Below are 19,227 nucleotides of genomic sequence, written 5' to 3' on the forward strand. Positions count from 1 at the left end.
CGTGGCCGGTCGTGAACGCGGTCGCCGCAGCGGATGACCGCGTTCACGACCGGACTCAAGAGGTGTGCCGCTTGCGGAACGCCCAGTCCATCCTGGGTTCCATCACACACCTGAAGACCCGCCGCACCGGCGCGGTGCACAGCAGCGTGACCACCACCGCGGCCACCAGGCTGACGACGATCTCGCCGACCGGCTCACCCGTCCACGCGGCGTGGCTCCAGTGCCAGTGGTTGGCGGCCTGGATGACGAAGCCGTGCAGCAGATAGCCGTACAGCGTGCCCGAGCCCAGCGCCGTGAACCAGGTCCGGCGGCCCGGCACCCAGGCCAGGAAGCAGGCGACCAGGGTGAGCGAGCAGCCGAAGATCGCGAGGGTCATCAGCGGCCCGTACCAGGCGGCCACGTCCATCTGCTCGGCGCTCGCCCGGTGGAAGAACCACCCGTAGTCGAACCGGGGCACCAGCCAGTACGACAGCGCGACGGCGCAGCCGAGGACCGGTACGGCCGCGATCCGCGCCGCGCGGCGGCGCACCAGCCGGAAGTGCTCGGGCTTGAGACACAGACCGAGCACGAAGTACGGCAGGAACTGAAGCGCCCGTTGCAGATCGAGGTCGTCGCCGATGTCCGGCGAGAGCGTCGCCAGCATCGCGACGGCCAGCGCGAGCGGCAGCGGCCACCGCACGGCGCGCCACAGCGGTGTGGTCAGCCGCCAGATGAACAGCGCCGCCAGGAACCAGGTCAGGTACAGCGGGTCCAGCAGACTGATCGCCCGGTCCGGTTCGCCGTCGCTCCACCGGGTGAAGAGGCTGTACGCCGTCTCGAAGACGACGTACGGCACGACCACCCCGGTGAACAGCCGCTGGATCCGCCCCGGGCTCGCGTCGAAGTTCCGGGAGAAGTACCCGGAGACGACGATGAACGCCGGCATGTGGAAGGCGTAGACCACCGTGTAGAGGGCGGTGACGGCCCGGCTGCCGTCGCGCAGCGGCTCCCAGGCGTGCCCCACCGCCACCAGCACGATCGCCAGGTACTTGGCGTTGTCGAAGAACGCGTCCCGTTGTCCGGCGGGCTTCGCTCCGGTGCGCGCGGCGGGGCGCGGTGCGGTTCCGGTGACCTGCGCGGGGGATATGGCCTCCGTCACACCGCCCCCACCGCGTCACGTGAGCAACGCGAACCGGTGATGACGCGTCTTACTGGAGTTGGGGGAGTGGCGAAGGCGATAGACATTCCGCGCGCCTTTCCACTTCCTGTGAATCCAAACCTCCTTGTGATGTTTCCTTCGCCGGGGGTTCAGCTCCGGTAGGTGCGGACGTAGTCGAAGTGTGCGGTGGCGCCGGCGGTGTTCAGGGCGACCAGGCCGATCCGCAGCGCCGGTTCGGCGGGGAGCGTCCAGGTCCCGGTCCAGGTCCAGTGCGCACCGTCGGTGCTGGTGGCGGCCCGGACCTCGTGTTCGTCCCCCGCGTCGTCGGCGTGGTGTGCGAGCCGCAGCCAGAGCGTCGGGGCCGCCGCACCGCCGAACATCGGCCCGTACGCCACCGGCGTCGGCGGTGTGGTGGTGGGCCGCGCGCCCTCCTTGGCGAACTCGGTGACATGGGTCACCTTGCCGTCGGTGTGGCTGACCGGCAGCACCGCGTGCGCCAGCTTGAAGTAGTGGTCGTCGTCGCCGTACAGCACCAGGCCCGCCTGCTGGTTGCCCGGCCCCGAGGCCAGCCGCAGCCTGGTCTCGACGATGAAGTCGCCCTCGGGGGCGTCCCGGGTGAGCACCGAGGCGCTGTTGGTGGCGAGGTGCAGTTCGGCGGCCTGCGTCGGCCAGGACAGTGCGCCGTCGCCGGTGCCCGCCCCGGTGGCCGGGCCCCGCACCCAGCTCCAGCCGGCGGCGAGGGCGGTGCCGTCGAACTCGTCGCTGTAGCCGGTCAGCAGCCGTCCCGGCCGCGGCTCGGCGACCCGCCGGGTGACCGGTGTGTACAGCCGCACGGCACCCACGTTGTCCGCCTGCGCCCCGGCACCGCGCGCCGCGACCCCGACCTTCCCGGCCCGGACGGCGGCGGCGGGCACGGTACGCCGCTGGGTGGCCAGCGCGTCGCGCAGCCGGTCCGCGCCGACCTCCACGGTGAGCTGCCGGCCGCGCAGTTCGGCGGTCACGTTGTGCCAGGTGTCCCACGCGAAGTCCGCGGGCAGTGGTGTGACCTGCTCGCCGCGGCTCACCCCGGCCACCCGGACGTCGGTGACCAGCGCGCCCCGGTCCCGGTCGAGCCAGGCGACCACGTGGTCACGGGCATCCTGATAGGCGAGGAGCAGGCCCGCGCCGCCGTCCGCCGAGGTCACCCGCAGATCGGCCTCGGCGCGCACCTTCGCGGGCGCGGTGTCCGACGACACCAGCTGGGCCGGGGCGGCCCCGGAGTGGGTCGCGTACCCGCCCGCGTCCGGTTCGCTCGCCGTGGCCCAGCCGCCCGCACCGGCGCCCCGGGCCCGCCAGCCGGTCAGCGAGCCGTCGTTGAAGTCACCGCCGGCGTCCCAGGTGCTGACCGGGGCCTCTTCGGCGCCGGTCGAGGGACCGGCGCCGGCCCGCACCACCGGCCAGCCGTCGATCCAGTCCAGCCGGTCGATCAGCATCGGGCGGCGGCTGAGGGTGCGGTCGATGCCGGGGACCAGGTCCAGGTCGGGGTCGTCGGCGGGGACGGCGTGGTAGACGAGCCAGTCCTGCCCGGACAGGTCGGTCTGGAGGGAGTTGTGGCCGGTGCCAATCCACCGGTCGCCGTTCGCGCCGACCACCACACCGCCCTTGCTGGTGGCCGCCATCAGGTCGACGCCCCGGTCGTCGGTGAAGGGACCGGTCGGGCTGGTGGCGCGGCCCACCTTGACCTGGTAGCCGCTGTAGGCGCCGTCGCAGCAGCCCGCGTCGGAGTAGAAGAGGTAGTAGTAGCCGTCGCGGCGGACCACGAAGCCGCCCTCCACGCGGCGGCCCTGGGCGACCTCGGTGACCGTGCCCACGGTCCGGGTGCGCTCCGCGTTCATCCGCGCCACGCAGATGGTGTCGTAACTGCCCCAGTACAGGTACGTCTGCCCGCCCTCGTCGGTGAACCGGGCCTGGTCGATGTCGCCGGTCGCGCAGCCGCTGTCACTGGCCAGCACCGCGCCCCGGTCGGTCCACGGCCCGGTCGGCGTCGGGGCGGTCGCCACTCCGACGGTGTCCTTGTCGGGCACCGAGTAGTAGAGGCTGTAGTGCCCGTCGGTGTAGCGGATGTCGGGCGCCCACAGGCGTGAACCGCCGTGCCAGGCGGGCTGGGTGGCCGGGGTGAACACCTCCCCGGCGTACTCCCAGTGCGTCAGGTCGGCGGACTTCAGGATCGGCAGCATCCGCTCGCCGGTCTCGCCCCGGGTCTGGAAGACCGGGTTCTGGGTGCCGTAGGCGTACCAGTAGCCGTCCTTGCCGCGGATCACGGCCGGGTCGGGGAAGGTGTCGACGGTGCCGGCGGTCACCGGGTTGGTGTACGTCGCCGGGGGCGCGCTGGTCGCCGCGTGGCCGGTGGACGGCAGGGCGGCGAGGAGCAGGGCCGCGAGGACCGCGGCCGTGCGGCCGGTTCTTCGGGTCATGGTGTCTGCCGGGCCTTCCTACTCGAAGGAACTCAGCGTCGGGTCGTAGTCCGAGGCGCCGATGTCGTACATCGGGGTCATCCAGTGGTAGAAGTTGTCGCCGCGGTCCCGCAGCAGGTCGTACAGGCGGCGCATCATGCGGCGCCGCACACCGGCCAGCTCGGGGTGTTCGTACCGGTTGGCCAGCTCGTGCGGGTCGGCGTGCAGGTCGTACAGCTCGTTGACCGACTCCGGGTTGACGACCAGCTTGTAGCGGAACTCGCGCAGCATCCGCTGCGGGTAGGGGAAGTGGTGGCCGTGGAACTCGGCCAGCAGCTCGCCCGGCCAGTCCGGGTGTTCGCCGCGCACCAGTGGCAGCAGGCTGCGGCTGTCGGTGGCGGGGGAGGGGTCCGCGCCGGCCAGCTCCAGGATGGTGGCGGTGCAGTCGGTGAGGGACACGAACTCATCCCTGACCTGCGGCTGCTGGCCGGGTACCCGGATGATGCCGGGGATCCGGTAGATGTCCTCGTACATCGCCGGGCCCTTGTCGTGCAGCCGGTGGGCGCCGGTGAACTCGCCGTGGTCGGCGGTGAAGAAGACGGCGGTGTCGTCGGTGTGGCCGAGTTCGTCGAGGCGGGTGAGGATGCGGCCGATCTGTTCGTCGATGAGGGTGACGTAACCCCAGTAGACGGCGATCAGTTTGCGGGTCACCTCGATCGGCATGGTGTCGAAGGTCCAGTGCGCGCTGTAGTTGCGCTGCACGGGCGGTTTGCCCTCGAAGGTCTCCGCGATGGACGGCGGCAGCTCCACCAGTTCCGGGTCGTACATGTCGTAGTACGCGTCCGGGAGCAGGTAGGGCAGGTGCGGGCCGAAGAAGTGGGTGGCCAGGTAGAACGGGCGGCCGTCGGCGGCGTACTTGTCCAGTTGCTCGATGGCGCGGGTGGCGAGGTAGTGCTCGAAGGTGGCCTCCACCGGCTGCTGGAGGCGGGCGGCGAGCAGGTTGCCCGGATTGCCGTTCGGGGTGGTGCCGCGCACCAGATCGGTGATGCGGTACGGCGGCAGCCCGCGTTCGGCCAGGTAGGCGAGGTAGTCGGGGTGGTCGACCGGGTTGTGCCAGCCCGGCAGGTCGGGGCCGTCGAAGCCGTAGGAGGCGGCGTTGCGGTGGGTGCCGCCGTGCCACTTGCCGACCAGGCCCAGCTGGTAGTCGCGTTCGGCGAGCGCGGCCGGGAAGGTGAAGGCGTCCTCGCGCAGGTCCTCCAGGTAGCCGACGTTGCGTTCGTAGTTGGCGAGCAGCCGGTGCCGGAACGGGGCCTGGCCGGTGAGCAGGCTGGCGCGGGCCGGGGTGCAGATGGCGGTCGGGGTGTAGAAGCGGTCGAAGCGGGTGCCGGTGGCCGCCAGCCGGTCCAGGTTCGGGGTGGCGACGTGCGGGTTGCCGTAACAGCCCAGGGTGTCGACCCGGTGCTGGTCGGTCATCAGGAACAGGAGGTTCACGCGCCCGCCTTCGTGTAGAGGTCGGCGGTGTAGAACGAGTCCGCGGCCGGGGCCTTCTTCAGCTGGCCGGTCTTGACGAAGAAGTCGCTCATGCTGTCCAGCCAGGTGGCGACCGTGCCGTCCTTGGTCTTGGCGACCAGGTCGGCGGTGGTCATGGTCTCCACGTTGGCGGCGTCCGCCTTCACCTTGTCCTCGGAGACCTTGAGCAGCTTCGCGGCCAGCGCGATCGACTCGTCCTTGTGCGCGGCCCGCCAGTCGTTGGCCTCCTGGAGCACCTTGATGACCTTCTCGTTGGTGGCGTCCTTCACCTTGTTGCCCGCGACGAACGCGGTCGGGAAGCTGCCGCCGATCTCCTTGGTGCTGGCCACCTCGACCAGGTCGGGCACCTTCTCCTTGATGGTGGGGATCAGCGGGTACCAGATGCCGGCCCCGTCGATCTGTCCGGACGCGAACGCGGTGACGATCGTCGTCGCGTCCATCACCACCTTGTTGATGTCGTCCATCGTCATGCCGGCCTGCTGCAGCGCCAGGTTGAGCACCATCTCGCCGGAGGTGCCCTCGGGGACGCCGACCTTCTTGCCCTTCAGGCCCTTGACGGAGGTGATGCCGGGCTGGGCGATGACCCGGTCGGCGTAGGTGAGGGTGTTGATCGCGACGATCTTCGACTTGCCGGACGCGGGCAGCCACATGGCGCCGGGGCCGATGTAGCCGTAGTCCAGGTTGCCGGTGCCGAGCGCCTGGATCTGGATCGGGCCGTTGACGAAGACCTTGTACGAGGCGGAGATGCCGTGCTTCTTCCACAGGCCCTGGTCGTCGGCGATGGCCAGCAGGCTCGCGCCGTTGTAGTCGGCGATGTAACCGAACCGGACGCTGGAGCCGTCACCGCCGTCGCCGTCCGAGGAGCCGCAGGACGCGACGGAGAGGGACAGGCCGGTGACGGAGAGTGCCGAGATGAAACCGCGTCGGGACATGCTCATGACAGGGTGGTCCTTAAGGGGTGCGGGTCGTGGTTGCGAGGTGCGGGCGGGTCAGGCGGCCGGGGCCTGGTGGTAGACCGAGTGCCAGACGTCGTTGCGGATGCGGGCGAACTCCGGCGACAGCCGCAGCTCCTCGGTCCGCGGATACGGCAGGTCCACGTCGATGATCCGATGGACGCGGCCCGGCCGGGCGGCCATCACGACCACCCGGCGGGCCAGGTAGACGGCCTCGTCGACATCGTGGGTGATGAACATGACCGTGCGCTTGTCCCGGGTCCAGGTCTCGAGCAACTGGTCCTGGAGCTGCACCCGGGTCAGCGCGTCGAGCGCCCCGAACGGCTCGTCCATCAGCAGCACTTCGGGGTCCACGGCATAGGCCCGGGCGATCGCGCAGCGCTGCTTCATGCCGCCGGACAGGGTCTTGGGCAGCGCGTCGGCGAAGTCGGAGAGCCCGACCAGGTCGATGGCCCGCTCGGCCCGCCGCCGGCGCTCGCCGGCCGGCAGTGCGGTGAGCTTCAGCCCGAACTCGACGTTGCCGCGCACGGTCAGCCAGGGGAACAGCGCGTACTGCTGGAAGATGACACCGCGCTCGGGACCGGGCCCGGTGACGTGCGCGCCGTCCACCAGCACCTTGCCCGCCGTCGGCTCCAGCAGCCCCGCGGCCAGGTTGAGCAGTGTCGACTTGCCGCAGCCGGAGGGGCCGACGACGGTCACGAACTCCTGGTCACCGATGTCCAGCGACACCCCGTTCAGCGCGGTGAAGTCGCCGCCCTTCACGGGGAACCTGCTCACCACGTCGCGGAAGGAGATCTTCGCGGCGGTCTTCGTCCCGGGGGTGTCCAGGGGGGTGTGCACGGGGGTGTTCATCGTCGCTCCTGCCATCCGGTCAGACGTCGTTCGGCGAGCAGCAGCAGCCGGTCCATCAGCAGTCCGATCACCCCGATGGTGATCAGCCCCACGAAGATGGTGGGAATGTCGTAGTAGGTCTGGGCGTGCATCATCTCGTAGCCCAACCCCTTGTCCGCCGCGATGAGTTCGGCCGCCACCACGGTCCCCCAGGCGGCGCCGAGCCCGATCCGCATACCGACCAGCAGAAACGGCGTCGCGGCCGGGATCACCACTTTGAGGAACACCACCCGGTCCGGGGCGCCGAGCACCCGGGCGGCGTTGATGAGCGTGCGGTCCACCCCGACCACGCCCTGGAAGGCGGCCACCACGCTGGACAGGAAGGCCGCCAGGAAGATGACGAAGACCTTCGGCGTCTCACCGATGCCCATCAGCACGATGGCCAGCGGGATGATGGCCAGCGGCGGCACGGTCCGGAAGAACTGCACGTACGGTTCCAGCAGACCGCGCGCCACCGGGTACCAGCCCATCACGAACCCGACCGGCACGGCGAGCGCGGTGCCGAGCGCGAACCCGAGGAACACCCGGCGCAGACTGGCCAGCGCGTCCGTCAGCAGGGTGCCGTCCTGGACGAGTTCCACGGCCCGGGAGCCCACCGAGAGCGGTCCGGGGACGTCCACCAGCTGGGTCGCGGCGGCGATCGCCCACACGGCGACGCCGGCCAGCAGCGCGACGAGGTTGAGCAGCAGCACGGGCGGGGTGCGCCGGCCCCGGCGGGGCACGGACGCGGCGGGTGTCTTGTCGGGTGCGGTGATCACAGCCATGGCGGCCTCTGCGGGTGCCTAGGGTGCTGGGTCTTCACGTTCACTCCAGGGAGTCCGGCGCGGGATAGTGGGTGAGCAGGGGCGATTCATGCAGGACGAGCGCGATGGCGCCGAGTGCGCCGGCCGCCTCGCCGAGGGTCGCGGACCGCAGGTCGGCTCTGGCCCGCGAGATCGGCATGAGGTGGGCGCGCAGCGCCTTCTCGACGGAACGGAAGAGCACCGGACCGGCCTCGGCGAGTTCCCCGCCGAGCACCGTCACCTCCGGACCGACCGCGTTGTACACCGAGGCGAGTACCGTGCCGACCCGGGTGCCGACCGACTCCAGTACGCGGACGGCGGCCGGGTCGTCGGGCAGCGCGGCCAGGAAGGCGGCCAGATCCGCCGCGCCGCCGTGGGCCTCCAGGACCGCGCCGATCGACGCGACCGTCTCCAGGCACCCGTCCTTGCCGCACGAACATCGGCGCCCGCCCGGCTCGGCCGTGATGTGGCCGAACTCGCCGGACAGCCCGTGCGCTCCGCGGTGCAGGGTCCCGCCGGTCACCAGCCCGCCGCCGACCCCGTACGACAGCCGCAGGTACAGCACGTCCCGCACCCCGGCCGCCGCGCCCCAGGTCGCCTCGGCCAGCGCGGCCAGCCGGGTGTTGTTGTCGACGAGCACGGGGGCGCCGAAGCGTTTGCGCAGCAGGACCGGGAGGTCGGCGCGGGTGGGGGCGGGGGAGGGCTTCGGGTGCGTGGCGCCCTCGGTGCGCTCGGCGGCGGCCGACAGGTCGTCCACCGGGCCGACCACACCGACGCCCACCCCGCTGAGCACGCCGAGCCGCAGCGATCCGCCGGCCAGCCGGGCGACCAGCCGCTCGGCCAGATCGGCCCGTGCCTCCCAGCCGAGGCCGGCGGAGTGCGCCTCACTGGCCGAACCGATCACCTCGTGCGCCACGTTGACCGCGGCCACGTGCACCGCGCGCCGGGCGAAGTCGACCCCGATCACCTGACCGGCCTCGGGGTGCAGGCTCAGCGTCTCGACCGGGCGGCCCCGCCGGCGCTCGGCGGGCGCGGGCGCCGTGGCGACCACGGCGCCCCCGTCCATCAGGGCGACGACGATGTCGTACAGCGTGGTGCGGGACAGGCCGCTGAGCCTGCCCAGCTCGGCACGGCTGAGCGGGCCGTGGGTGCGCAGCAGTCTGAGGACGAGCTCCTCGTGCCCGCGCCGCAGCCGTGCGAGGGGGCCCTGGTGGTCGGATGCCATGCCGTCAGGATGGGGACGCCAGGCTTTAACGTCAACAGCCCGGAAAAAATCCGTGGTGATCCTTCATGCGGCCGCAACGGGCCGCAATACGCCGCAATGTTCCGCAACGAACCGCAAGGAACGGCAAGGAACCGCAGCGAACCGCAAGAAGTGTTCAGGCGTCCCGTACGCAGCGGAAGCCGAGGTTGCCCGTGCTGCTGTCCGGGGTGTTGGCGGTGCGCGCCGCGACCCGGTAGCGGTTGCAGTACGAGTGGTGGCACAGGTACGAACCGCCCCGCATCACCCGCGAGGTGCCCCGCGCCGGGCCCCTGGGGTCGGTGCGCGGGCGGGTGCCGTGCTCGGTGCCCCAGCGGTCCGCGCACCACTCCCAGACGTTCCCGGCCATGTTGTGCAGCCCGTAGCCGTTGGGCGGATAGGCGGCGGCCGGCGCGGTGCCCCGGTAGCCGTCCTCCGCCGTGTTCTTGGTGGGGAAGCGGCCCTGCCAGATGTTGCAGCGGTGCTCCCCGCCCGGGGTCAGTTCGTCGCCCCACGGGTAGCGGGCTTGCTCGAGGCCGCCCCGGGCGGCGTACTCCCACTCCGCCTCGGTGGGCAGCCGCAGTCCCGACCAGCGGGCGAAGGCGGCCGCGTCGTTCCAGGAGACGTGCACCACGGGGTGGCCGGCGCGGTCGGCGACGTCGCTGCCCGGTCCTTCGGGGGCGCGCCAGTGGGCCCCCTCGACCCCGCACCACCACGGGGTGGCCGGCGGCCGGGCCGCGCCGCGCCGCAGGGCAGCGGGGAGGAACCCGGCGAACACGTAGGACCAGCCGAACCGTTCGGCCTCGGTGACATGGCCGGTGGCGTCGACGAAGCGGGCGAAGCGCTCGTTGGTCACCGCGTGGACGTCGATCCAGAACGGCGAGACGGTCACCTCGCGCACGGGGCCCTCCCCGTCCGCCGGGAACCCGTCCTCGTCGTCGGTCCCCATCAGGAACGGGCCGCCGTCGAGACGGACCATGCCTTCGGGGTGCTGCGGCGGTCCGGGGCGCTCGGGGTGCCTGGAGCGCCCGGGCCGCTCGGGGGCCGTGCCGGCCTCGGCCGCCGGCCGGGAGGAGAGGCTCAGGGCGCGCGGACCCGCCGACGGTGCGCAGCAGCCTCCCGGCTCCGTCTCGGACCCTGCCACATGACCTCCCGCCTCGGACCGATGCATGCCCCGAGGCTACGACACGGAAGGTGAGGCTCCGGTGGGGGCTTCGGGCTCTGCGGGGCCGGTGGGGCGGTCCGGGGCGGGCCGCAGCCGTTCCGCCGCGTGCGCGGGCTGGATCCGCAAGCCCGGCCTGCGGCGGTGCACGGTCAGATACGTCAACCCGTTCCCGCCCGCCTCAAGGCCGCGCACCGCGCCGTGCGGCAGCCAGGTCAGGCCGCCCGCCCGCAACGGTGCCGGGCCGTCCGCGCCCAGCAGGGTGCCGTCGCCGCCCAGGACCAGCAGCAGCACATCGAGGTCCGGTTCGGTGTGCGGGGCGACGCGGGCGCCCGGCGGAAGACGCACCACGTTTGCGTCGAGCTGCCGGCCGGTCTCGGCGAGCTTCCACAGCGCCCCGGCCGGGGCGTCGGCCAGTGCCGCGAGCGCGGAGGTGTCGCACAGGAACCGGGGGAGGGGCGCGCCCTCGCCCTCGCCGTCCTCCGTCGTCATGTTCCTCACCGTCTCCTCTCCGGCCACCGTGGTCTCCGCTCTGGCCACCGTGACGCACCGCACAACACCAGAACCGCTCTCTAAAGGCGAATGCTACATGCGTATTTGATAGCCTCCGAAACGTGCGGCTGACCAAATTCACCGACCTGGCCCTGCGCTCCGTGATGCGCCTGGCGGTGGTACGAGACGGGGACGACCCGCTGACCACGCGCGAGGTGGCGGACGCCATGGGTGTGCCCTACACCCACGCGGCCAAGGCCGTCACGCGACTCCAGCACCTCGGTGTCGTCCAGGCCCGGCGAGGCCGTGGCGGCGGACTGGCGCTGACCGACCTCGGGCGGCGGTCCTCCGTGGGCTGGCTGGTCAGGGAACTGGAGGGGGAGGGCGAGGTGGTCGAGTGCGAGGGTGACGTGCCGTGCCCGCTGCGGGCCGCGTGCCGGCTGCGAGGTGCGCTGCGCGCCGCGCAGGAGGCGTTCTACGCCGCCCTCGACCCGCTGACCGTCGCCGACCTGGTGGCCTCGCCGACCGGTCCGGTCCTGATCGGCCTGACGGACCGGCCCTCGCTCTGAACCGCCTCGGCGGAGGCCCGCCCCGCACCCAACAAAATACGAAGATCATCTACCAGTTATAACAACAATCAGCAGGAGTCGCTGTGCTCTCCGAACAGTCCGTCCCGGTGATCAGGGCCACCCTCCCCGCGGTCGGCGCCGCCATCGACGACATCACCCGGCTCTTCTACCGCAAGCTGTTCGCCGCCCACCCGGAACTGCTGACGGACCTCTTCAACCGGGGCAACCAGGCCAACGGCGAGCAGCAGCGGGCCCTGGCCGGATCCATCGCCGCGTTCGCCGGCCTGCTGGTGGAACGCCCCGACGACCGGCCGGACGCCCTCCTGTCCAGGATCGCGCACAAACACGCCTCCCTCGGCATCACCGCCGACCAGTACAAGATCGTGCACCGTCATCTGTTCGCGGCGATCGCGGAGGTGCTCGGCGACGCCGTCACCCCCGAGGTCGGCGCGGCGTGGGACGAGGTCTACTGGCTGATGGCCAACGCCCTGATCGCCGTCGAGACCCGGCTCTACCAGGAGGCCGAGGTGGCCGCGGGCGACGTCCGGCGGCCCATGGAGATCGTGGCCCGCCACGAGGAGACCCCCGACGCCGTCTCCTTCCTGCTGCGCCCCGCCGACGGCAGCCCGCCGCGGCCGTTCCGCCCGGGCCAGTACGTCAGCGTGCGCACCGAACTCCCGGACGGCGCCCGGCAGATACGCCAGTACAGCCTCTCCACCGCCCCCGGCCGGCCCGAGTGGCGCATCACCGTCAAGCGGGTGCGGGGCGCCGGGGGACCGGACGGCGAGGTCTCCTCCTGGCTGCACGCGCACGCCCGTACCGGCGACGTCCTGACGGTGTCCGCGCCCTTCGGCGACCTGGCGCTGGAGCAGGGCGACCGGCCGCTGCTGCTGGTCTCCGCCGGCATCGGCGTCACGCCGATGGTGAGCATGCTGGACCACCTCGTCACCACCGGCTCGACCCGCCCGGTCACCGTGCTGCACGCCGACCGCACCGCGGCCGGCCACGCCCACCGCGCCGAACAGCTGGCCCTCGTGCGGGCCCTGCCGGACGCCCGGCTGCACCTGTTCTACGAGGAGCTGGGCGACCCGGCGCCGGAGTCCGCGGCGGCCGGCCGCGCCGACCTCGGCGCCGTCGAACTGCCCCCGGGGCTCACCGCCTACCTGTGCGGACCGGTGCCGTTCATGCGGGCCGTCCGCGGCGACCTGCTGCGCCGCGGGGTGCCCGCCGAGGCGATCCACTACGAGGTCTTCGGCCCCGACCTGTGGCTGGGCCGGCCGGGGGAACCGGCGGCGGCGTAGTGGTCGGCGGCGGGTACCGGCCGCGGCGGCCGTCGGTTACGGGCGCCCGTACCCGGACCGGCCGGACCACGCCGCCCAGCGGCCCTCGCGCCGGGCCACCGTGATGTCCCGTCCGAAGCAGGCGGTGAGCCGGTCGTCGGTCAGCACCTCCGTCACGGGCCCGCGGGCCAGGACGCGGCCCTCCCGCAGCAGGAGGGCGTGTCCGACGACCGGGGACAGCTCCTCCAGGTGGTGCGTCACCGTCACGGTGGCCAGCCGCGGCCGACCCTCCGCCAACTGGTGCAGAGCCTCGATGAGGTCCTCACGGGAGGGCAGGTCCAGGGCGTTGAACGGCTCGTCCAGGAGCAGCAGGGCCGGGTCGGCCATCAGCGCCCGGGCGATCAGTACCCGGGCCCGCTGACCGCCCGACAGCACCCCGTAGGGGCGGTCGGCCAGCTCCTTGATGCCCATCTCGGCCAGCAGTTCCCGGGCCCGCTGCCGGACCTCGTCGTCGTACATCCGCCACAGCGGCTGCACGGTGCCGGTGTGGCCGGTCAGCACGACGGCGTGCGCGCCGAGGTTCTCCGGCACCCGCTGCGCGGAGGAGACGTGGCCGATCCGGGCGCGCAGCTCGCGGACGTCCACCCGGCCGAGCCGGGCGCCGAGCACCTCGACGCGGCCGGCCGTGGGGTGCATCAGCGCGCCGAGCAGGCGCAGCAGGGTGGTCTTGCCGGCGCCGTTGGCACCGAGCAGGGCCCAGTGCTCCCCGGCCCGCACGGACCAGTCGATGCCGTCCAGGATCACCTGGTCGGTCGTGAAACGGCGGACATCGACGTCCTGGAGAAGGACGACGGCCGTGTCCTGACCGTCCACCGTGTGCTCCGCTGTCTCCCCGGTCATGTGTGCACTCCTCTCCACCACGGACTGCGCCGTCCGTCGGCACACGGTAGGTGCAAACGCCATGCTGTTGCCGGGGCGTCCGAGTCCTGGACGGGTCTCGGCAGGCGCGGAAGGGTGTAGTACGGCGTGCGCCGGTGTGCGGTCCGGTGGAGCCTGGTGACCGTGCAACGCAGGAGCACGCGCCGCACCGACGGCGCGGACCAGGAGACGGCCGCGGCGCTCGACGAGCTGTACACCACGCCGCCGCCGCACTTCGTCACCCGCCGCACGGAACTGGCCGCCGAGGCCGGGAGGGCCGGTCGCGGCGACGCCGTCCGCCTGATCAGGGCCGCCCGCCGCCCCACGCTGGCGGCCTGGGCGGCCAACCTCCTGCTGCGCTCCCGGCCGCAGGAGTCCGCGAAACTGCTCGAACTGGGCCGCGCCCTGCGCGAGGCGTACCGCACCCTGGACGCCGCCGAACTGAAGTCGTTGGCCGCGCGGCGGCGCCTGGTCGCCGCGCTGACCCGGCAGGCCGCCGACCTGGCGGACGCCGCCGGGTACCCGCTCTCCGGCGCGGTCCGGCGGGAGGTCGAGTCGACCCTCGGCGCGGTACTGGCCGACCAGGGGGCCGCCGACCGCTGGGCCACCGGCCGGCTGCACACCGCCCTCACCCCGCCGTCGGCGTTCCCCTCCGGCGAAGCGGCCGCACCGGCACCGGACCGGCCCCCGGCCGAACCGAAACGGAGCGGCCGGGGCGAGGGAACCGAGGGGCGGCGGCGGGGCGGGGACCGCACGGCTGACCGGCGAGGCAAGGCGGGAACCGCGGTCCGAGGCAAGGCCGGAGCCGCGAGCAAGGGCGAACTGAACGAACTGAACGAACTAAACGAACTGAACGAACTGGATGAACTGGCCGAACGGCGACGGGTTCGGCAGGAGCGGCTCACCCGGGCCCGGGCGGCGGCCGAGGCGGCGGCGCGGCAGCTGTCCGCCGCGCGCACCGAGGCGACGGAGGCGGACGCCGGTCTGGACCGGGCCCGCGAGCGGCGCGAGGAGGCCCGGGAGCAGGTGTCCGCGGCGGAACAGCGGCTGACCGAGGCCCGCGCGGAATCCCGGCGGGCCGACCGGGAACAGCGCCAGGCCGAGAAACGGCACCGCACGGCGGCACACGCGCTGACCACGGCCGAACGTGCGGCCCGCGAGACCGACCGGGCCCTGCGCCGACTCGACCCACGCGGCGGTTAGGCCGGCGGACCAAGAGCGCCGGGTCCAGGAGTACCGGCTCCAGGAGCAGCGCCTGGGCCCGTCCGGCGGGCCGCGTAGGATCGTTCGGTTCCCTCAAGTCCCACAAACCCCTCAAGTCCCGCAAGCCCCGTACGCCTCTGACCGCCAAGGAGTCACCCCGGTGCCCGCCGTCCTGCCGCCGCCCCGAACCGGCTCCCGCCTGCTGGACTGGGAGCACCTGGTCCGCGCGGAGGACGGTGAACGCCTGCACGCGCTGCTTTGGCGGGCCGGTCCGGGCTGGCGGATGGTCTCCAGTGCCGTCCTGGGCGGCGGGATCGCCGAGCGGACCTGGGTGCTCAACGCCCAGGTGGCGCACGGCTACCGCCGTACCGACCCCGCCCGGCACCTGGCCGGCCTGGCCCGCGAGGCCGGGGTCACCGGACCGGGCGTCGGCCTGATGACGGCCGCCGAGGTCGGCGACCCGGGGCACGCCCACGACGAGGGAGCGGAGGCCGTGGCGACGGCGGGTGTCTCGGTGCGCGGCTGGGCGGCGTCCCCCGCGCGGGGGAGTGCCGGAGCCGCCCCGCCGGGGACGATCAACATCGTCGCCGCCGTGCCGGTCCCGTTGACCGACGCGGCGCTGGTCAACGCGGTGATGACGGTCACCGAGGCCAAGGTCCAGGCACTGCTGGACGCGGGACTCGACTGTTCCGGCACCCCGACCGACGCCGTCTGCGTCGCGGCGCGCACGCCGCACTCCGGTGCCCCGGCGCACGCCTTCGCCGGCCCCCGCTCCGAATGGGGCGCCCGGCTGGCCCGGGCCGCCCACTACGCGGTCCGGGCCGCTCTGCGCGCCGGCCCGGAGACGTCCCGCCCCACGTCGTCCCGCCTGCCCTGAGTCCCGCGCCGCCGCGCCGCGGACCACGCCACCCGCTCGGAGCGGCCGGCCAGTTCATTGTCAGTGCCTGTTGGTAGAACTGCGGACATGTTCTCCTGGCGTCTTCCACCCGACCGTCTGCCACCCGACCATCTCCCCCGGCTCGCGGTCGTCGGCAATCCGGAGAACCGGCGGGTGACGCTGTTCGCCGCGGCGGTGGCCGAGGCCGAGCTGCCCGCCCCGCGCGTCGTGTCCTGGACGGAGGTGCTGCGCGCGGGCGGGGCCCAGTTCGCGCAGGACGAGATCGTCCGGCTCGACTCGCCCGGCGAACATCCCGGCGTGGACCGCGAGTTGCGCGGCGTCGACGATCCCACCCGGGTCGAGGGCACCGCCCGCTGGTACCCGCGCTTCCTGGCCGCCGTGCGCGGCCTGGCGGGGGGACAGCGCCTCGACGACCCGGACGAACTGGCCGTCCTGTTCGACAAACGCCGCTGCCACGCCGTCCTCGACGCGGCCGGCGTACCGGTGCCGTTCTCACCCACCTCGGCAACACCCACCTCGGCAACACCCACCTCGGCAACACCCACCTCGGCAACACCCACCTCGGCAACACCCGCACCAGCGACACCCGCTTCCGCGACACCCGCTTCCGCGACACCCGCCTCCGCGACACCCGCACCGGAGCCCCCCGCCGTGCACGGCTGGGACGACGTACGGCGGCTGATGCGTGCGCACCGGATGCCGCGGCTGTTCGTGAAGCTCGCGCACGGCTCGTCCGCGTCCGGCGTCCTGGCCGTGGAGGCATCGGCGCGGGGCCGGGTCCGCGCCACCACCTCGGTCGAACTCGCCCCGGACGGCAGGCTGTTCAACTCCCTCAAGGTGCGACGGTACGAACGGGAGGCCGACATCGCCGCCGTCGTCGACACCCTGGCCCCCGACGGACTGCACCTGGAGCAGTGGGTGCCGAAGGCGTCGCAGGGCGGCCGGGCGGCCGACCTGCGGGTCGTCGTGATCGCCGGGCGGGCCACCCACGCGGTGGTCCGCACCAGCACCTCGCCCATGACGAACCTGCACCTCGGCGGCGCCCGCGGCGACCTCGACGCGGCCCGCGCGGCGATCGAGGCGGCGGGCGGGTCCTGGGCCGAGGCACTCGACGTGTGCGAACGGGCCGCGGCCTGCTTCCCCGGCACCCTCTGCGTCGGCGTCGACCTGCTGCCGGTCAGCGGCTGGCGGCGGTTCGTGGTCTGCGAGGTCAACGCCTTCGGTGATCTGCTGCCCCGCCTGACCGGCCTGCCCGGCAGCGGCGCCGAGGGCCTGGACACCTACGCGGCCCAGGTGGCCGCCGTCCGGTACGGCGGTCCCGGCGCCGCACCGCGGATCGCCGCCCACCCCGCGGGACGTCTCGCGCCTCCTCCCACGCGGGCGACCGCCCCGCGGCACCCGCACGGAACGGACCAGCACCATGCCAGCGCCTGACCCGATGCCCCAGTCACCCCGCCGGCCCCACCCCGCCCCGGCCGAACCCGACATGCGCGACATCGTCGGCAGCCACGACCTGCTCCTCGTCACCCTCGACACCCTGCGCCACGACGTCGCCGCCGAACTCGCCGCGGCGGGCCGCATCCCGCACCTCGCCCGCCATCTGCCCGGCGGACGCTGGGAGAGGCGGCACGCCCCCGGCAGCTTCACCTACGCCTCCCACCAGGCGATCTTCGCCGGCTTCCTGCCCACCCCGGCCGCCCCCGGCCCGCACCCGCGTCTCTTCGCGGCGAGCTTCGCCGGCAGCGAGACCACCGCCGACCGCACCTGGGTCTACGACACCCCCGACCTCGTCTCCGGCCTGGCCGCGGCCGGTTACCACACGGTGTGCGTCGGGGGAGTGGGCTTCTTCAACAAGCGCGGCCCGCTGGGCTCGGTGCTGCCGGGCATGTTCCACGAGTCGCACTGGGAACCGGAGTTCGGCGTCACCTCCCCCACCTCCTTCGAGCACCAGATCGCGTGCGCCGAGCAGGTGGTGCGCGCACTGCCGCGCGAGCGACGGCTGTTCCTCTTCGTCAACGTCTCCGCCCTGCACCAGCCCAACTGGTTCCACCTGCCGGGCGCCGGCCGCGAGAGCGGTGACACCCGCGAGACGCACGCCGCCGCCCTGGAGTACGTGGACCGGCACATCGGCCGCCTGTTCGCCGCCGCGAGCAGCAGACGCCGGTGCTTCGCCATCGTCTGCTCCGACCACGGCACGGCGTACGGCGACGACGGCTACACCGGCCACCGCCTCGGCCACGAGTCCGTATGGACCGTCCCCTACGCCCAGTTCGTCCTCGACTCCCAGGCCCGACAGACCCCCGAGACCCCCGCCCCCGCCGGAGCCGCCCGATGACCATCGCCCCCACGCCCACGCCCACGCCCACCCCCGCGCCCGCATCCGCCCCCGCCACCGGCCAAGGCGCGAGCCCCGACCAGAGCCCCTACCAGCACTACGTCTACGCCTACCCCCACAAAACCGCCTACCGGCGCCTGGCCGACCGCCCGGAGCTGCGCTCCCTGTGGGCGGCCGAACCCAAGGACGCCCTCTCCCTCTACCTGCACATCCCGTTCTGCGAGATACGCTGCGGCTTCTGCAACCTCTTCACCCGCATCGGCGCCTCGGACGGTCTGACGACCGCCTACCTGGACGCGCTGGAGCGCCAGGCCGGCGCCGTACGGGACGCCCTCGGCGCGACCGGCGTCCGCTTCGCCACCGCGGCCTTCGGCGGCGGCACCCCCACCTTCCTCACCGCCACCGAGCTCGAGCGCCTCTGCGACATCGCCGAACACCGCATGGGCGCCGACCTCACCGCCGTCCCGCTGTCGGTCGAGGCGTCGCCCGCCACCGCCACCGCCGACCGGCTCGAAGTCCTCGTCGCGCGCGGCACCACCCGGCTCAGCCTCGGCGTGCAGAGCTTCGACGACACCGAGGCCCGGGCCGCCGTACGCCCCCAGCGCCGCGCGGACGTCGAGGCGGCCCTCGGCCGGGTCCGGGACGTCCGCACACCGGTCCTCAACATCGACCTGATCTACGGCATCGACGGCCAGACCGAGACGACCTGGCTGCGCTCGCTGGCCGCGGCGCTGGCCTGGCGGCCCGAGGAGCTGTACCTCTACCCCCTCTACATCCGCCCCCTGACCGGCCTCGGCCGCCGCGCCGACGGCACCGACCCGGCCTGGGACACGCAGCGCCTGCGGCTGTACCGGGCCGGCCGCGACCACCTCCTCGCGCACGGCTACGTCCAGCAGTCCATGCGGATGTTCCGCCGCGCGGACGCCCCGCCGCAGGGCGCCGACGACTACGCCTGCCAGACCGACGGCATGATCGGCCTCGGCTGCGGCGCCCGCTCCTACACCGCCGGGCTGCACTACTCCTTCGACTACGCGGTCGGTATGCACGAGATCCGCGCGATCATCGACGACTACGTCTCCCGCCCCGCCGCCGACTTCGGGCACGCCGAGTACGGCCGCCGGATCGACGCCGCCGAGTCCCGTCGCCGGCACCTGCTCCAGTCGCTGCTCCAGGCCGACGGCCTCGACGTCACCGACTACCGGGCCCGCTTCGGCCGCCGGCCCGAGGACGACTTCGCCGCCGAGCTGGAGCGGTTCGCGGACCGCGGCTGGCTGACGGACGACGCCGCCCCCGGCACCGTCCTGCGGCTGACCCCGGAGGGCCTCGCGCACTCCGACGCGATCGGGCCCGAGCTGTTCTCCCCGGCGGTACGGGCCGCCATGGCCGCCTACGCGCGGAAGTGAC

Annotated in this window: 17 protein-coding genes; 7 read left to right on the forward strand and 10 right to left on the reverse strand. The window is 73.2% G+C overall.

From position 1 onward, the window contains the following. Window positions 1-55: 55 nt before the first annotated feature. The 9 genes from AB0G32_RS21325 to AB0G32_RS21365 form a co-directional block, all read right to left on the reverse strand. Window positions 56-1,126, reverse strand: coding sequence for an acyltransferase family protein (locus AB0G32_RS21325; RefSeq protein WP_361165552.1), 1,071 nt, complete (start codon window positions 1,124-1,126; stop codon window positions 56-58). A gap of 161 nt (window positions 1,127-1,287) precedes the next feature. After that, window positions 1,288-3,591, reverse strand: coding sequence for a family 43 glycosylhydrolase (locus AB0G32_RS21330; protein ID WP_361165262.1), 2,304 nt, complete (start codon window positions 3,589-3,591; stop codon window positions 1,288-1,290). 18 nt (window positions 3,592-3,609) lie between these two features. Then, window positions 3,610-5,061, reverse strand: a complete 1,452-nt coding sequence (locus AB0G32_RS21335; RefSeq protein ID WP_361165265.1) for a sulfatase-like hydrolase/transferase — start codon at window positions 5,059-5,061, stop codon at window positions 3,610-3,612. Next, on the reverse strand, window positions 5,058-6,038 hold the full coding sequence (locus AB0G32_RS21340) for an aliphatic sulfonate ABC transporter substrate-binding protein (RefSeq protein ID WP_361165268.1): 981 nt from the start codon (window positions 6,036-6,038) through the stop codon (window positions 5,058-5,060). Before AB0G32_RS21340 ends, AB0G32_RS21335 begins: the two co-directional genes overlap by 4 nt. Window positions 6,039-6,089: 51 nt before the next feature. After that, window positions 6,090-6,905 carry an ABC transporter ATP-binding protein gene (locus AB0G32_RS21345; protein ID WP_361165271.1) on the reverse strand — a complete coding sequence of 272 codons (816 nt, stop codon included), beginning with the start codon at window positions 6,903-6,905 and terminating at the stop codon, window positions 6,090-6,092. Beyond that, window positions 6,902-7,708, reverse strand: coding sequence for an ABC transporter permease (locus AB0G32_RS21350; protein ID WP_361165274.1), 807 nt, complete (start codon window positions 7,706-7,708; stop codon window positions 6,902-6,904). Before AB0G32_RS21350 ends, AB0G32_RS21345 begins: the two co-directional genes overlap by 4 nt. Before the next feature lie 40 nt (window positions 7,709-7,748). After that, entirely contained in the window at window positions 7,749-8,951 is a 1,203-nt protein-coding gene (locus AB0G32_RS21355; RefSeq protein ID WP_361165277.1) for an ROK family protein, read from the reverse strand. Window positions 8,952-9,105: 154 nt separating this feature from the next. Beyond that, complete coding sequence (locus tag AB0G32_RS21360; RefSeq protein WP_361165280.1) at window positions 9,106-9,945, reverse strand: formylglycine-generating enzyme family protein; 840 nt, start codon at window positions 9,943-9,945, stop codon at window positions 9,106-9,108. A gap of 201 nt (window positions 9,946-10,146) precedes the next feature. Beyond that, complete coding sequence (locus AB0G32_RS21365) at window positions 10,147-10,620, reverse strand: hypothetical protein (RefSeq protein ID WP_361165283.1); 474 nt, start codon at window positions 10,618-10,620, stop codon at window positions 10,147-10,149. 122 nt (window positions 10,621-10,742) lie between these two features. Here AB0G32_RS21365 and nsrR point away from each other — a divergent pair, with 122 nt between their 5' ends. Continuing rightward, complete coding sequence (gene nsrR, locus AB0G32_RS21370) at window positions 10,743-11,189, forward strand: nitric oxide-sensing transcriptional repressor NsrR (protein WP_361165286.1); 447 nt, start codon at window positions 10,743-10,745, stop codon at window positions 11,187-11,189. 83 nt (window positions 11,190-11,272) lie between these two features. Then, on the forward strand, window positions 11,273-12,490 hold the full coding sequence (locus AB0G32_RS21375; protein WP_361165289.1) for a globin domain-containing protein: 1,218 nt from the start codon (window positions 11,273-11,275) through the stop codon (window positions 12,488-12,490). Between the two features lie 36 nt (window positions 12,491-12,526). Here the strand turns inward: AB0G32_RS21375 and AB0G32_RS21380 are convergent, their stop codons facing one another. Further along, a complete protein-coding gene (locus AB0G32_RS21380) occupies window positions 12,527-13,369 on the reverse strand; it encodes an ATP-binding cassette domain-containing protein (protein ID WP_361165292.1) in 843 nt (280 codons plus the stop codon). Between the two features lie 162 nt (window positions 13,370-13,531). Here AB0G32_RS21380 and AB0G32_RS21385 point away from each other — a divergent pair, with 162 nt between their 5' ends. The 5 genes from AB0G32_RS21385 (at window position 13,532) to AB0G32_RS21405 (ending at window position 19,226) form a co-directional block, all read left to right on the forward strand. Continuing rightward, window positions 13,532-14,590 (forward strand): hypothetical protein, encoded by a 1,059-nt coding sequence (locus AB0G32_RS21385; RefSeq protein WP_361165295.1) that lies wholly within the window; start codon window positions 13,532-13,534, stop codon window positions 14,588-14,590. A 160-nt stretch (window positions 14,591-14,750) separates the two neighbouring features. Continuing rightward, window positions 14,751-15,467 (forward strand): adenosylcobinamide amidohydrolase, encoded by a 717-nt coding sequence (locus tag AB0G32_RS21390; protein ID WP_361165298.1) that lies wholly within the window; start codon window positions 14,751-14,753, stop codon window positions 15,465-15,467. A gap of 87 nt (window positions 15,468-15,554) precedes the next feature. Next, complete coding sequence (locus AB0G32_RS21395) at window positions 15,555-16,922, forward strand: STM4014 family protein (RefSeq protein ID WP_361165301.1); 1,368 nt, start codon at window positions 15,555-15,557, stop codon at window positions 16,920-16,922. A 52-nt stretch (window positions 16,923-16,974) separates the two neighbouring features. Beyond that, a complete protein-coding gene (locus AB0G32_RS21400) occupies window positions 16,975-17,823 on the forward strand; it encodes an STM4013/SEN3800 family hydrolase (RefSeq protein WP_361165554.1) in 849 nt (282 codons plus the stop codon). After that, complete coding sequence (locus AB0G32_RS21405; RefSeq protein ID WP_361165304.1) at window positions 17,820-19,226, forward strand: STM4012 family radical SAM protein; 1,407 nt, start codon at window positions 17,820-17,822, stop codon at window positions 19,224-19,226. Before AB0G32_RS21400 ends, AB0G32_RS21405 begins: the two co-directional genes overlap by 4 nt. The last annotated feature ends 1 nt before the right edge of the window (window position 19,227 follow it).

The sequence above is a fragment of the Streptomyces sp. NPDC023723 genome, from assembly GCF_040639815.1.
In the GTDB taxonomy this organism is placed as follows: domain Bacteria; phylum Actinomycetota; class Actinomycetes; order Streptomycetales; family Streptomycetaceae; genus Streptomyces.